The sequence below is a fragment of the Lactobacillus sp. UCMA15818 genome (assembly GCF_030400225.1).
In the GTDB taxonomy this organism is placed as follows: Bacteria; Bacillota; Bacilli; order Lactobacillales; family Lactobacillaceae; genus Liquorilactobacillus.
In genome coordinates this window covers 1-14,030 of record NZ_VJYB01000003.1, presented here as the reverse complement: position 1 = coordinate 14,030, position 14,030 = coordinate 1, and the positions used below count along the sequence as shown (strand labels likewise).

Below are 14,030 nucleotides of genomic sequence, written 5' to 3'. Positions count from 1 at the left end.
TCCTTTACTTTCTACGCACAAATATGATTTAAGATTGAGGACCCTTTGAGGCCGTGTTTAGGAAATGATATCTGCGTTGAAAGTTTAGTTTAGCTTCATAAATTTAATTAGGAGAGTGATTTACTTGTCTGACGTTATCACATTAGATGTTGGGTCAGAAGTTAAACTTTGATCTGGCTTCTTTTATATATTTTGCTCACTTATGTTCAAATTGTCAATGGCCTTTAGTAAGTTTAATAAAAGAATCTTTGAAGTTAGTAATTTATTTCAAAACAAGATTGTGCAAGATTTAATTTATATAAGTCGGATGATAAATTAAATTTATAGAGGGGTCTGGGCCAAAAGTTAACTTTTGGCCCAGACCCCTTATTCTATTACGAATAAAAGTGTTTCATAAGTCAAATTTTCCCGACTTATGAAACACTCTTGAGTTATTATTTATAAATATTGATTAATCCTTGAGTTCCTTGATTTCCAAGGCCTTTAACATCAACCATCACTTCGTAGAGTCGTTTAGCCTCAGCTGTTGCTTTTAAATCAAGTCCCATTTTATCAGCTTCCTCTAAGGCAATACGTAAGTCTTTGAGAAAATGTCTAGCAAAGAAACCAGGGGTAAAGTCATCTTTGAGGATGCGAGGAACATAATTATTCATGCTCCAGTTATTTGCACCGCCAGCGGAAAGCGTTTCAAGAACTTTTTGTTCATCTAATCCAGCATGTTGGGCATAAAGAAGCATTTCTGTTAAGCCCGTCATTGTTCCAGCAATCATAATCTGATTTGCCATCTTAGCGTGTTGTCCAGATCCCGCAGCTCCAAAAAGATTGGTTGCTTTACTGATGACTTCAAAGAGAGGGAGAAGCTTGTTATATGTTTCTTCTTCTCCGCCAGCCATTATAGTTAATGCAGCATTTTGAGCACCGACATCACCACCAGAAACAGGGGCGTCAACGGCATGAAAACCATGCTCTCTTGCATAGTCTGCAATTTTAACTGCTAAACTTGGACGGCTTGTTGTCATATCAACTGTAATACTTCCGGCTTTTAATCCTTTAAAGATACCATTATTACCAAAATAAACTTCTTCAACATCAGTAGGAAAGCCTACCATTGTGAAGACAATGTCGCTTGCCTTTGCGACTTTAGTTGGGGTTTCAGCCCAAGTTGCACCAGCTGCGACTAATTTGTCAGTTTTACTTTTTGTACGATTATAGACAGTTAAGTCATGCCCTGCCTTTATTAAATGTCCTGCGATTGCAGCACCCATTACACCAGTTCCGATAAATCCAATTTTCAATTTTTTCATCCTTTCTATCAACAACGCAAATTTTTACAATAACTTGATAATACCAACACCAATGATCATAATAATAATCCCGCTGATTTGTGTAAATTGAACGGGATGTTTTGGTGAGTGAAACAAGCCAAAATGGTCGACCAAGAGGCTCCCAATAATCATTCCAATCAACACAATAACAGTTACAACCCCCGTTCCAAGATGTGGAACTAAGAATGAATTGCCAGTTACGAAAATAGCACCTAACAAACCACCTGTCCAATTCCACCAGATAATTTGCGGATTCTTTAGATTTTTGAGGTTCTTACGATCTTTGATTAAAACGATTAGCCATAAGAAGATTGTTCCAATTAAAAAAGAAAAGAAAGCAGCATTAATCGATGAACTAAGTATAACACCTAAATGACCATTAATTGCAGTTTGGATAGCACTAAGAGATCCCGTGATAATTCCGAAAAGACGCCAAAAAAATAATAGGAGTGGTGACTCTCTTGTCTCTGTTTTTGCAACAAGCTTATCTTTATGAAGGATACTTGGGAGTGCCACAGCAGCAATTACTCCCACAAAAACTAGTACTGCTCCACAAAGGCGAAGCAAGGTCAACGGATGCTGTGATGAATAAAATAATCCGAAATTATCAATTAACATGCTTGAAAGTATTTGACCCAATATGGGCATGATAACTGTTTGGACTCCGCCGATATGTGGGAAAAGAAAAATGTTACCAGTTAAGAAGACAATTCCAAGAATTCCACCTAACCAAATCCACAATGGTTGGTTTGATATGAGTGTGGCGCTCGGAATTAGTACGCCATGAGTAGCAGTCACAAGAATTCCTAAGAAGACGGTACCCACGCTAAAAGAAATTGTAGAAGCAATGAAAGGAGAAATTACGGAGACACGCAGGCGCGAATTAATTGCTGTCTGTAGTGGCAAAAAAATGCCTATGAGGACACCAATAGCAAATAAGTACATATTTTTATAACCTCGCTTTGTAAAAATTATGATAGATAGTCAATTTTTAGTAATCTATGTCTACATATTAGCAGATAAAAATAAGCAGTAAAGCCAAAGAGATTTTTTTACAAAAAAATACGGAACATGAAGTTGCTCAAAGCTCCGTAAGTCTTCCTTAGATGGTTACTTATCTGTTAATCTTCCCAGTTTGATAAATCCTCGTTGAATCCAAAATGATGAAATCAATGCAAGAATATCAATTATAATGAAAACAATTAATGTAACTGTATAACTATGGAGAACTTGGTGCGTGAAAGATAAGAGCAAAGGACCAACTATCCCGGCAGCAGCCCAAGCAGTCAAAATATATCCATGGATAGCACCAAGTTCTTTTGTACCGAAGGTATCCCCTAAATAGGCAGGAATTACTGAGAAACCAGCGCCATAGCATGACAGCACTAAGCATAATGCAATTACAAATATTAATGGAGTGCTGAAGGTAAGGATGATAGACAGCATTATAACATTTACGATGAAAATAGCACTAAAAGTGACAGGCCGGCCAATAAAATCAGAAAGAGTTGCCCAGATAAGGCGCCCAAATCCGTTGAACAGTCCAATTATTCCAACCATGACGGCCGCCGTAGCTGCTGACATACCAGTCATTTCTTGTGCCATTGGTGAAGCTGCGGATACAAGACCAATTCCACATGTGATGTTGATAAAGAACATGAGCCAAAGAAGAGCAAATGATTTTGTTTTAACTGCCTGATTAGCGGTCAAATCAGGACCTGTAGTAATTCGAATGCCTTTTTTTTCAAGATTTACGGTTTTATTTGAAGTACTGGGTTTGCGAATGAATTGTGCAGAAATAATCATTACAATAAAGTAGAATATGCCAAGAATATAGAACGTTCTTTCGAGTCCTACTATGGATATTAGTTTTTGTGCAACTGGACCCGTGAGCATCGCGGCAAAACCAAAGCCCATGATTGCAAGTCCCGTTGCTAATCCGCGTTTGTCAGGGAACCACTTGATGATGGTTGATACTGGTGTAACGTAGCCGGATCCGAGTCCTAAACCACCAATAACTCCGTATGCAATATATAAAAGAACAAGTGAGTGGATGTGAATTGAGTAACCTGTCAAAATTATTCCAAGACTATATAAGATACTAGAAATTGTACCAGTTAATCTAGGCCCAGCTGCTTCAACGACTCTACCCATGAAGGCCGCGGACATTCCTAGAAAAAAGATTGCGATGCTGAATGCTCCTGCAACAGAAGATTCAGCCCAACCGGTCTGTTTAGCGATGGGACCTGTAAAAACGCTCCAGGCGTAAACTGAGCCAATCATCAGATGTAACATAATTCCTGCTAAAGCAACAATATATCTATTTGTTTTCAAATCGAACTCTCCTTCGCAAAATACGAACTATATTGTAGTTTAAAACATAATAGTATGCTTATTTGAATTATATCACATAATAATATATTTTGTAAGATACTTATTGACTATTTTGCGAACAATATATTGAATGCTAAATAGAGAAACTGAATCAAAATTTAAATTTTGACCCAGCCCCTATTCTAAGAATAAGATTAATAAAATAACATAAGAGACCAAGCAGAATGTAGTTCTTAGTTTGGTCTCTTATGTTATTTTATTAGAACGAACGACTTGTGAATTCTTAAATATGAGAGGACGGTAAATAAATAAACAACAGCATAACTGGTAGCACTTAAAAAATGGGATTAATTAGTAAAATGCGTTAAAGCAATTAGTCAATTTTAATCTGATTTTCGGGTGAGGAATCAGTCTTTGATTTTGGAAGTGTGATTTCTAATACTCCAGCAGTATACTTTGCAGAAATCTGATCTTTAATAATATTAGGAAGACGATACTGCCGAGAATAACTGCCATAGCTGCGTTCACTGGTAATGATGTTTCCATCCTTATCACTTTTATCTTCAAAAGAATCTCTTTTTGCACTAATCGAAAGTACTCCGCTATCATAAGATAAAGAAATGTCGTCTTTACTTATTCCTGGGATATCAACTTTGACATTATATGCATCATTTGTTTCTTTGATATCAGTTTTGAGAGACTGATTAAGAGATTTTGCTCCTTCAAAAAACGAATGACCTAAATTGCTGAAGAAATCGTCTTGTTCCATCCAATTATTGATTCTGTTTGTTAATTCGTTACTCATTACTAAGACTTCCTTTCTTTAATTTTCAACTCTATTTTAGTCTTTTTATGAAAAAAGGCAATAAAAACGAACTTAGGTTCCTTTTTTGCTATTGACTTTTTCTAAGTTAACTGATAAGCTTAAGATTCTATTATACGGTGAGGCGTCCACTGCGGAAGGTGGGCGCCATTTTTTTGTCAACAGAATTATGCAAAATTAAATAAAAATATTGCTTTTAATTATATTTTAACTTAGAATTAATTTCATGTTAACGTGTTGAGTTTTTGATGAAAAAAGGGGATGTTTTGATGAAGATACAAAAAAAGTTTAGTTTGGGGATGGCAGTTGCTGCCTGTTCACTGATTCTAGTGGCTTGTGGCAAAAGTAGTTCATCCAGTTCTAGTTCAAAACAAGTTATTAATTGGAGTGAAGCATCTGAGTTACCATCAATGGATATCTCAAAAGCTACAGATACGATTAGTTTTGATATGTTGAACAATACAAACGAAGGGTTATATCGTTTGGGCAAGAATAGTAAGATTGAGCCGGGAATTGCGAAATCTACCAAGATTTCTAATAATGGGATGACCTATACATTTACTTTACGTAAAGATGCAAAGTGGAGTAATGGTGAAAAATTGACGGCCAAGGACTTTGTTTATTCATGGCAAAGGACTGTCAATCCGAAAACGGCTTCAGAATATGCATACTTATTTAGTGGTATCAAAAATGCAGATGACATTGTCGCAGGTAAAAAGGCAGTTAGTACACTTGGAATAAAGGCACAAGGTAACTACAAGGTGGTAGTCACACTTGAAAAGAAAGTACCGTATTTTAAACTTTTGATGGGATTCCCTTCATTCTTCCCACAAAATAAGAGTATAGTTACCAAGTATGGTAGTAAATACGGAACGGCTTCCAAGTATATGGTATATAGTGGCCCATTCGAGATGACCGGCTGGACAGGTTCCAACCTTAGCTGGACATTGAAGAAGAATAGTGACTACTGGGATAAGAAAAATGTAAAATTATCTGCAATTAATTTTAAGGTTAATAAGAGTACGACAACTAGTTATAATTTATATCAGAGTGGAAAACTTGATGAGACGCTTTTAGGTTCTGAGCAGGCAAAACAATTGTCAAGTTCAAAAGAATTTACGGCTCGCAGTGGAGCCCGAATCAATTATCTTGAATTTAATCAAACACAAAAAGTTTTCCAAAATAAGAAGATTCGTCAAGCTATCTCTTTGGCAATCAATCGTAAACAATTAGTCAAAAAGGTTCTTGGTGATGGTTCTATAGTTGCCCCTGGAATTGTTTCGAAGGGTCTTGCATCGTACAATGGTAAAGACTTTACACAGGATGCTAAAACTTATGACGGAGTTAAGAGTGACAAAGCGGAGGCAAAGAAACTTTGGGCAGAAGGGCTTAAAGAGTTGGGAACCAGTAGTGTACAGTTTACTTTATTAGCAGATGATACAGATGCTGCAAAAGATGTTTCTGCATACATTCAGAGCCAACTTGAAGAAACATTGTCAGGGATTAAGGTATCTGTGAACAATGTACCTTTCAAGACGCGTTTAAGTAAATCTCAAAATGGACAGTTTGATGTAGTTCTGTCAGGATGGGGAGCTGATTTCTCAGATCCAATTAGTTTCGTAGACTTATTCACATCTGATAATTCATATAACAATGGTAAGTGGAGTAATTCTGAATATGATTCATTAATTTCTGCTTCAAAAGATAAGGATGCGGGTTCAACAGCGAAACGTTGGAGTGATATGGTAGAGGCTTCAGAAGTTCTTATGAAAGAACAAGGAGTTGCACCGTTGTATCAGCAATCACAAGCGACTTTGGTTAAATCGAAGGTTAAGGGCGTTATTTACAATTCTGCTGGTGTCAACTTTAACTTTAAAGATGCGTACGTGAAATAATTAAGAATTAATGATAGTTTTAAAGTAATCAAAAAGAGCTAAGTTGTAAGTTAAAAAAGCCTCAAAAGAGGAGGGGATTATCGAAAATGTTTTTGGATTTTCGACAATTCCCTTTTTTGTGTAGTAGTATACGCTATTGTAATAAATCGATTTTTTTGTTTTTGAGTGTCAAAAATTGAAACTAATTGAAATGAGTGATACACTTTTGATACACAAAGCGAAAGGGGTTACATACATGACACGGCGTGAAAAAATTATTGATTATTTAGCTAGTCATGACACTGGAATGCTGGGGGCCCATACAACCAGTGAGGTGGCGACAGGATTAGGTATTTTTAGATCTAATGTCAGTAAGGAGCTGAATCAGCTTGTTCGCGAAGGGCTTGTGAATAAACAAAATGGCAGACCGGTAAGATATTGGCTCAATACAACCGGAATACAGCTGGATCCGATTGAAGAAGAAAAGATTAAAAGCACTAAGGTGGGTTTTGCTGCAGATAAAAGTATTGAAGGGAAGAAAGTGCTGAATCCTTTTTCTAAAAGAAACGGAAACACTTTTGATAGCATGGTAGGAAGCTATGATAGTTTAAAAAACCAAGTTGAACAAGCAAAAGCTGCCTTACTCTATCCGCCTCATGGTCTAAACACGTTGATTATCGGCCCGACTGGTTCGGGAAAGACTTATTTTGCCAACACTATGTATCGGTTTGCTGTGGATTCCGATATTCTAACGAAAAAGCAATTTATTACATTTAATTGTGCAGACTATGCACATAATCCGCAGCTGCTGATGTCTCATCTTTTTGGATATGTTAAGGGTGCTTTTACGGGAGCTAATGAGGATAATGATGGGTTGATTCAACAAGCTGAGGGTGGAATGCTTTTCTTGGATGAAGTTCATCGCTTGCCGCCCGAAGGGCAAGAGATGATCTTCTATTTCATGGATCATGGGATATATAGCAGACTTGGTGAAACAACTAAGGTACACCATGCTGATGTTAGACTGGTTTGTGCCACAACTGAGAATCCAGAAAGTTCGCTGCTTCAAACATTTGTAAGAAGAATTCCTATTATTATTCAGTTACCTGCTTTTCAACAAAGAACAGCGCATGAAAAGATTCAATTATTAGAACAACTACTGACACTTGAAGCTAATCGAATTCAGAAAAATATTTGTTTAAATGAGGATGTAGTACAGGCTTTAATTGGTAGTGTCACATACGGAAATGTTGGACAGCTCAAGTCAAATGTGCAACTTGTATGTGCGCAGGGTTTCTTGAACAGTATGCAAGACAGAAATGAAATTAGATTGCAATTTGAACAATTACCGCCGAATATCAAAGATGGGTTGTCACATTTAGCTGGTAATCGACATGAATTAGGTGAAATAACAAAATTATTAGAGGCTAAGATGATTATTAAGCCTGCTACACAAAAAAGGTATGCTGAAGTTGATAGTTATGAATTACCATATAATTTATATGAAATCATCGGGGATAAAGCTGCTCTTTTGAAGGATGAAGGATTAGACAAAGCGGCAATAAACAATTTCATTATGACGGATATTAATTTACATTTGAAATCATTTTATAGTAGAGGAAAGTTGGATAGGGCAGAAAATAAGCTAAATGAAATTGTTGATCAAGATATAATTATTTTGACTAAGAAAATTCAAAAATTTTTGGTTGAAGAAGAAGCATATCCGGCACGTGCTAATTTTATATATGCGATGAGTCTGCATATTAGTTCTTTTGTGAAGAGGATTCAGTCAGGCAAACCACTTAGGCAAATATCAAATGACTTAACCTCAATGGTGCATGACTATCCAGATGAATTGGAAGTTGCGCAGAAGGTTAAGGAGATAATCGAAGAGTCGTATCAATTCCCTATCCCTGAGTCAGAAGTCTATTACATGGCAATTTTACTGGTATCATTAAAATCCGAACCTAAAGCAGGGAAGGTCGGCATTGTGGTTGCGGCACATGGGAAGAGTACTGCTTCATCAATGGCTCAGGTAGTTACACAATTGTTGTCAGTTGATAATATCACTTCGTTTGACATGCCGTTAGAAATGAGTCCCAAAGTTGCACTGGATGGAATTGCTGTACAGGTGAAGAAAATAAATCAAGGCAATGGTGTACTACTTTTAGTAGATATGGGATCCTTGAGTACTTTTAGCACTAAACTAACAGAAAAAACACAGGTAGAAGTGCGAACGATAGATATGGTTACAACAGCAATGATCCTAGAGGCGGCTCGTAAGACTGCACTTATTGATAGTGATTTGTTAACAGTTTATCGTGAATTACGTGAATTTGCTGGATATTCGCGTACTACAGAAAAAATCACAGAAAAAAAGGAACAAGATGCAATAATGGATAACGATAAACGACAAAAGGTTATCATTGCAGTCTGTTCCACAGGTGAAGGAACAGCAAAAAAAATCAAAGAATTATTGGACAAAATTCTTATAGATAACTTTATCGATGACATAAAAGTTGTACCGATTTCAGTAGTTCGGATGAAACAAGAAGTTCAAGAAATAAAAAAGAATCAGCGGGTAGTTGCTGCAACGGGAATCGTTGATCCTGAAATCTCCGTCCCCTTTGTTTCACTGGAAAAATTATTGCAGGATGGTGGAGAAAGCCTAATTAGCTTGATTGAGAATATGGAATTGACGATAAATCAAAATGTTGATTTTGAATATTCTGATTCCTTGACTGAAGAGATGGCACAGAAGTATTTAGAACAGTATTTTACATTCATCAACCCTAAGAAAATCACAGGCATATTGTGGAAGTATTGTGATTTTATTGACAGCAGAATTCAAAAAAAGCTTACAAATGCTTTTAAAATCAGTCTAATTATGCATTTAGCTGGGGCAATCGAAAGGTCTTTGACAAGCTCTGAAATGACAACTTCTACTGTTGAACTTGAGAGTGTGAAAAAGGATGCATTGTATAGTGTGGTGCAGCAAGCTAACAGGATTGTACAAGAAACCTTGAATATTGAATTGGATGAGAATGAAGTTTATTATATTGTGCAACTTTTTAATACAGAATTCCAAAAAATATAATACACAAAGAATGATACACTAATCGATGGTGTGTCATTCTTTGCTTTTTTGTAAAGAAATCCTTTAATAAAAGGAAAATTTGATAATACACAAAACTTGGCATGGAAGTTGCTACTAGTTAGATTGTAGGTATCGCTTACAAGATGACTACAAACTATATTAAGTAATAATATTATTCGCTATGAGGTGATGATAGGTGCCAATGGATGTCCGACTTTTACGAATTGATAGTCGCCTGCTTCATGGACAAGTAACTACTAATTGGGCAAAGGTCACAAAAGTTAATCGTATTTTAGTGGTGTCTGACAAGGTTGCAAAAGATAGGATTAGAAGAACCTTGTTGGTACAGGCTAGTCCCCCAGGAATCAATGTCAATGTTATTTCAGTTGCTAAGATGATTGGTATTTATCACGATATTCGCTTTGGTTTACTGAAGGTGATGATTTTAGTGGAAGAACCTGAAGATGCTAAAAGGCTAATTGCTGGAGGTATTATGGTTGATACGGTCAATATTGGTGCAATTAGTTTTGATAGGACGAAGGTAATGGTTAGTGATGCAATCGCGGTGAATGATACAGATGTTGCAGCTTTTTCTTGGATCCACAAGAAAGGAATTAGGCTGGATGTTCGTAAAGTTTCGGGTGACAACTCAAGAGATTTATGGCATGCACTTTCTGAAAAAAAATTAGTTTGAAGAATTTATTACTTAATTATAGTGGAGTTATTGTAGTAGGTTTTATCAACTTTTGCAATTTATGCAAAAGAAAAAAATATTAGGAGGTATTAAACATGGTAGGAATTATTCTTGCGAGCCACGGTGGGTTTGCAGAAGGCATTTTCCAGTCTGGTTCGATGATTTTCGGCGAACAAGAAAATGTTAAGGCTGTTACCTTAATGCCTAATGAAGGCCCTGATGATGTAAGAACTAAGATGGAAGAAGCTATTTCATCTTTTGATAATCAAGATGAAGTTCTTTTCTTGATTGATCTATGGGGTGGAACGCCATTTAATCAAGCCAATAATTTGTTGGAACAGCACAAAGACAAATGGGCAATTGTCGCTGGAATGAATCTTCCAATGGTAATCGAAGCTTATGCATCAAGATTATCAATGGAATCAGCACAAGAAATTGCAACGCACATTATAGAAACGGCAAAAGATGGTGTGAAGATCAAACCAGAGAAGCTGCAACCCAAGGAAACTAAAACTGCAACCGTTGTAGTTAATAAGGGTGGTCGTCCAGGAAAATTTGAATACGTCCTTGCACGAATTGATTCGCGGCTACTGCATGGACAAGTTGCAACGGCTTGGAGTAAGACTGTTAATCCAACACGGATTATCGTTGTTTCTGATAATGTAGCTCGAGACGACTTGCGTACAAAGATGATTACGCAGGCAGCTCCAGCAGGCATCAAAGCTCATGTAGTGCCAATTGCACAGATGATTAAATTGGCAAATGATGACAAACATTTTGGGGGACAGAAGGCTTTGTTGCTTTTTGAAAATCCGGAAGATGCATTGAAAGCAATTGAAGGTGGAGTACCTATTAAAACACTGAATATCGGGTCAATGGCTCATTCTGCTGGGAAAGTTCAACCAAATAAAGTTCTTGCATTCGATCAAAACGATATTGATGCATATAAAGAATTGGAAAAAAAGGGAATTTCCTTTGATGTACGTAAGGTTCCAAGCGACGGTAGAGAAAATATGGACAATATTCTAAAAAAAGCACAAGAAATGTTGAAAGAAAAGCGTTAATCAAAAGAAATGGAGGATAAATTATGAACCTGAATATGATTCAAATCATTTTGGTTGTCTTCGTGGCATTCTTAGCTGGTATGGAAGGTATTTTGGATGAATTTCATTTTCATCAACCAGTTATTGCATGTACATTAATAGGTTTGGTAACAGGACAATTATTACCATGTGTTATTTTGGGCGGAAGTCTGCAAATGATCGCGTTAGGTTGGTCAAATATTGGAGCTGCTGTTGCACCTGATGCAGCTTTGGCGTCAATTGCATCAGCAATTATTTTAGTTTTGGGTGGTCAAGGTCGTGCGGGAGTCTCATCAGCTATTGCGATAGCAATTCCTCTGGCAGTTGCAGGTCTTCTTCTTACTATTATTACTCGTACATTAGCCACAGGGATTGTTCATTTTATGGATGGTGCTGCCAAAGAAGGCAGTTTTAGAAAAATCGAATTTTGGCAAATTGTTGCTATCTGCTTACAAGGTTTACGTATAGCGATTCCAGCAGCTTTAATTTTGGCTCTTGGTGCTGGTCCCGTTAAGTCATTGTTAAGTTCAATGCCAAGCTGGTTGACAGGTGGCTTGTCCATTGGTGGTGGAATGGTTGTTGCTGTTGGTTATGCGATGGTTATAAATATGATGGCTAGTCGTGAAGTTTGGCCATTCTTTGTTCTTGGATTTGTTTTTGCAGCCGTTAGCGAAATTACACTTATTGGACTTGGTGCTATTGGGGTTTCAATCGCATTGATTTATCTGACTCTTTCAAAAAGAGGCGGTAATAGTAATGGTGATGGCGGAAGTTCCAATACAGGTGATCCAGTAGGCGACCTAATAGATAAATATTAGAGAAGGAGGGAAAAATATAATGGTTGATCAAATTAAATTAAGCAAAAAGGACCGTATCAGTGTTTGGTGGCGCTCAACATTCCTTCAAGGTTCGTGGAATTACGAAAGAATGCAAAATGGTGGTTGGGCTTTTACTTTAATACCAGCACTTAAAAAACTATATAAAACTAAAGAAGAACGTTCAGAAGCACTAACTCGTCATTTGGAATTTTTTAATACTCATCCATATGTAGCTTCACCAATTATTGGAGTTACACTGGCACTAGAAGAAGAAAAAGCTAATGGGGCACCAATTGATGATGTCACAATTCAAGGTGTAAAGGTAGGTATGATGGGTCCTTTAGCCGGAGTGGGCGATCCTGTATTTTGGTATACGGTTAAGCCTATTGTTGGTGCATTGGCTGCATCGCTTGCTATAAGTGGAAGCATTATTGGGCCAATTCTTTATTTTGTCGTTTGGAATGCGATTAGAATGAGCTTCATGTGGTATACACAGGAATTAGGATATAAAGCTGGTTCTAAAATTACTGAAGATTTATCAGGTGGAATTTTACAGGATATCACTAAAGGAGCTTCGATCCTAGGGATGTTCATATTAGCAGCACTTATTGAAAGATGGGTTAGTGTCGATTTTAGTCCGGTTAAAGTTTCCAGCATTAAACAAAGTGCAGGGGCATATATCGATTGGAGTAAATTACCTTCAGGAGCAGCTGGCATTAAGGAAGCTTTAATTCAACAGGGCTCTGGTCTTTCATTAACAGAATATAAAGTTACTACTTTGCAAGATAATTTGAATCAATTAATTCCAGGATTAGCAGCTTTACTTATCACATTCTTATGTATGTGGTTGTTAAAGAAGAATGTTTCTCCAATTGTTATCATACTTGGCCTCTTTGTATTCGGTGTAGTAATGCATGTTTTAGGTGTAATGTAGGATCAAAGGAATTGAATAAAAAAGTGTGGGATATAAGTCGGTAAAATTTGAGTGTTGACTTTAAATTGAGCGAATAGTTTTGACTTATGGAACACATCTGTAGGCAAGTAGGAAGGACCCAAGTCAAAAGTTATATTTTGACTTGGGTCCTTCCTACTATAAATACAATTACAATCAGTTTTTCAAGTAGAGTGAAAATATGGGAATGCAACACTTTACGTGCTTAATAGGTAAGCTATATAATTACTTAAATACATAATTTAAGAAGGAGAGAGAAAATGGTCAAATCAATTAATACGAAGGTAGATCTAACTATTAAGGGAAATTCTCATATGGGAATGACAGATTATGGAGAAATAATGATAGGCGATAAAGGATTTGAATTCTATGATAGTCGCAATGTAAAGAACTTTATTCAAATCCCATGGCAAGAAGTGGATGTTGTTGTTGTATCGGTTTTATTCAAGGGAATGTGGATTCCACGATATGCTTTAAAGACTAAAAGAAATGGGTTATTTACTTTTTCCTCTAAGGATCCTAAAAAAGTTTTGCGTGTCATCAGAAAATATGTTGATGCTAATAAGATAGTCAAGTCGTTAACATTTTTTCAAGTTTTAAAGAGAGCAATGACCAGAAAGAAAAAATAATTAAAATGTGATTAATGTTAATAAAAAGGTTGACGCGGAGTTAAACTAAGCGTATATTTAATTTCGTTGCTTGTTTCGGGGAAATCTGGAATTACAACTTAAATAAAAAAGTGTTTGACAGTTGTTGTTAAACATGGTATTATATAAAAGTTGCGTTAAGCAATTATGTAGACCTTTGAAAACTGAACAAAGTTTCGACAAATCAAATGTGTAGGGTCTCTTGTTTAGTACAAGAGCAAACATTTGCGAAGTCAATTCGCTAGTAAATAATTAAGTAAAGAGTCACAAACTTTTAAAATGAGAGTTTGATCCTGGCTCAGGACGAACGCTGGCGGCGTGCCTAATACATGCAAGTCGAACGCAAAACTTTCACCGAATGCTTGCATTCACCGGAAGTTTTGA

Annotated in this window: 11 protein-coding genes and 1 rRNA gene; 8 read left to right on the top strand and 4 right to left on the bottom strand. The window is 36.6% G+C overall.

Going from position 1 to position 14,030, the window contains the following annotated elements:
• Positions 1-434: 434 nt before the first annotated feature.
• The 4 genes from FFX44_RS05430 to FFX44_RS05415 all read right to left on the bottom strand — a co-directional run bounded on the left by FFX44_RS05430 (position 435) and on the right by FFX44_RS05415 (position 4,464).
• Entirely contained in the window at positions 435-1,304 is an 870-nt protein-coding gene (locus tag FFX44_RS05430) for an NAD(P)-dependent oxidoreductase (RefSeq protein ID WP_354669250.1), read from the bottom strand.
• Between the two features lie 24 nt (positions 1,305-1,328).
• The gene (locus tag FFX44_RS05425) at positions 1,329-2,270 is read right to left on the bottom strand and encodes a DMT family transporter (RefSeq protein ID WP_289978683.1); all 942 of its coding nucleotides are present in this window, start codon (positions 2,268-2,270) and stop codon (positions 1,329-1,331) included.
• Between the two features lie 165 nt (positions 2,271-2,435).
• Positions 2,436-3,659 carry an OFA family MFS transporter gene (locus tag FFX44_RS05420; protein ID WP_289978681.1) on the bottom strand — a complete coding sequence of 408 codons (1,224 nt, stop codon included), beginning with the start codon at positions 3,657-3,659 and terminating at the stop codon, positions 2,436-2,438.
• A gap of 373 nt (positions 3,660-4,032) precedes the next feature.
• Positions 4,033-4,464: an Hsp20/alpha crystallin family protein gene (locus FFX44_RS05415; RefSeq protein WP_289978679.1), complete on the bottom strand. Its 432-nt coding sequence runs from the start codon at positions 4,462-4,464 to the stop codon at positions 4,033-4,035.
• Between the two features lie 287 nt (positions 4,465-4,751).
• On the opposite strand from FFX44_RS05415, the gene FFX44_RS05410 reads away from it, so the two are divergent.
• The 8 genes from FFX44_RS05410 to FFX44_RS05375 all read left to right on the top strand — a co-directional run.
• Complete coding sequence (locus FFX44_RS05410) at positions 4,752-6,377, top strand: peptide ABC transporter substrate-binding protein (RefSeq protein WP_289978676.1); 1,626 nt, start codon at positions 4,752-4,754, stop codon at positions 6,375-6,377.
• A gap of 235 nt (positions 6,378-6,612) precedes the next feature.
• Positions 6,613-9,453, top strand: a complete 2,841-nt coding sequence (locus FFX44_RS05405) for a sigma 54-interacting transcriptional regulator (protein ID WP_289978672.1) — start codon at positions 6,613-6,615, stop codon at positions 9,451-9,453.
• Positions 9,454-9,655: 202 nt separating this feature from the next.
• Positions 9,656-10,147, top strand: coding sequence for a PTS sugar transporter subunit IIB (locus FFX44_RS05400; protein ID WP_289979053.1), 492 nt, complete (start codon positions 9,656-9,658; stop codon positions 10,145-10,147).
• Positions 10,148-10,242: 95 nt separating this feature from the next.
• Positions 10,243-11,211, top strand: coding sequence for a mannose/fructose/sorbose PTS transporter subunit IIA (locus FFX44_RS05395; RefSeq protein WP_289978670.1), 969 nt, complete (start codon positions 10,243-10,245; stop codon positions 11,209-11,211).
• Positions 11,212-11,234: 23 nt separating this feature from the next.
• Positions 11,235-12,047, top strand: coding sequence for a PTS mannose/fructose/sorbose transporter subunit IIC (locus tag FFX44_RS05390; protein WP_289978668.1), 813 nt, complete (start codon positions 11,235-11,237; stop codon positions 12,045-12,047).
• 19 nt (positions 12,048-12,066) lie between these two features.
• A complete protein-coding gene (locus FFX44_RS05385) occupies positions 12,067-12,981 on the top strand; it encodes a PTS system mannose/fructose/sorbose family transporter subunit IID (RefSeq protein WP_289978666.1) in 915 nt (304 codons plus the stop codon).
• 278 nt (positions 12,982-13,259) lie between these two features.
• Entirely contained in the window at positions 13,260-13,628 is a 369-nt protein-coding gene (locus FFX44_RS05380) for a DUF956 family protein (protein ID WP_289978664.1), read from the top strand.
• A 293-nt stretch (positions 13,629-13,921) separates the two neighbouring features.
• A 16S ribosomal RNA gene (locus tag FFX44_RS05375) occupies positions 13,922-14,030 on the top strand; the annotation flags it as partial.

What these genes read in the sequence shown, in the direction of transcription:
- FFX44_RS05430 (WP_354669250.1), bottom strand. Translation starts at nt 1,304, where the DNA reads ATGAAAAAATTGAAAATTGGATTTATCGGAACTGGTGTAATGGGTGCT.
- FFX44_RS05425 (WP_289978683.1), bottom strand. Translation starts at nt 2,270, where the DNA reads ATGTACTTATTTGCTATTGGTGTCCTCATAGGCATTTTTTTGCCACTA.
- FFX44_RS05415 (WP_289978679.1), bottom strand. Translation starts at nt 4,464, where the DNA reads ATGAGTAACGAATTAACAAACAGAATCAATAATTGGATGGAACAAGAC.
- FFX44_RS05410 (WP_289978676.1), top strand. Translation starts at nt 4,752, where the DNA reads ATGAAGATACAAAAAAAGTTTAGTTTGGGGATGGCAGTTGCTGCCTGT.
- FFX44_RS05405 (WP_289978672.1), top strand. Translation starts at nt 6,613, where the DNA reads ATGACACGGCGTGAAAAAATTATTGATTATTTAGCTAGTCATGACACT.
- FFX44_RS05400 (WP_289979053.1), top strand. Translation starts at nt 9,656, where the DNA reads ATGGATGTCCGACTTTTACGAATTGATAGTCGCCTGCTTCATGGACAA.
- FFX44_RS05395 (WP_289978670.1), top strand. Translation starts at nt 10,243, where the DNA reads ATGGTAGGAATTATTCTTGCGAGCCACGGTGGGTTTGCAGAAGGCATT.
- FFX44_RS05390 (WP_289978668.1), top strand. Translation starts at nt 11,235, where the DNA reads ATGAACCTGAATATGATTCAAATCATTTTGGTTGTCTTCGTGGCATTC.
- FFX44_RS05385 (WP_289978666.1), top strand. Translation starts at nt 12,067, where the DNA reads ATGGTTGATCAAATTAAATTAAGCAAAAAGGACCGTATCAGTGTTTGG.
- FFX44_RS05380 (WP_289978664.1), top strand. Translation starts at nt 13,260, where the DNA reads ATGGTCAAATCAATTAATACGAAGGTAGATCTAACTATTAAGGGAAAT.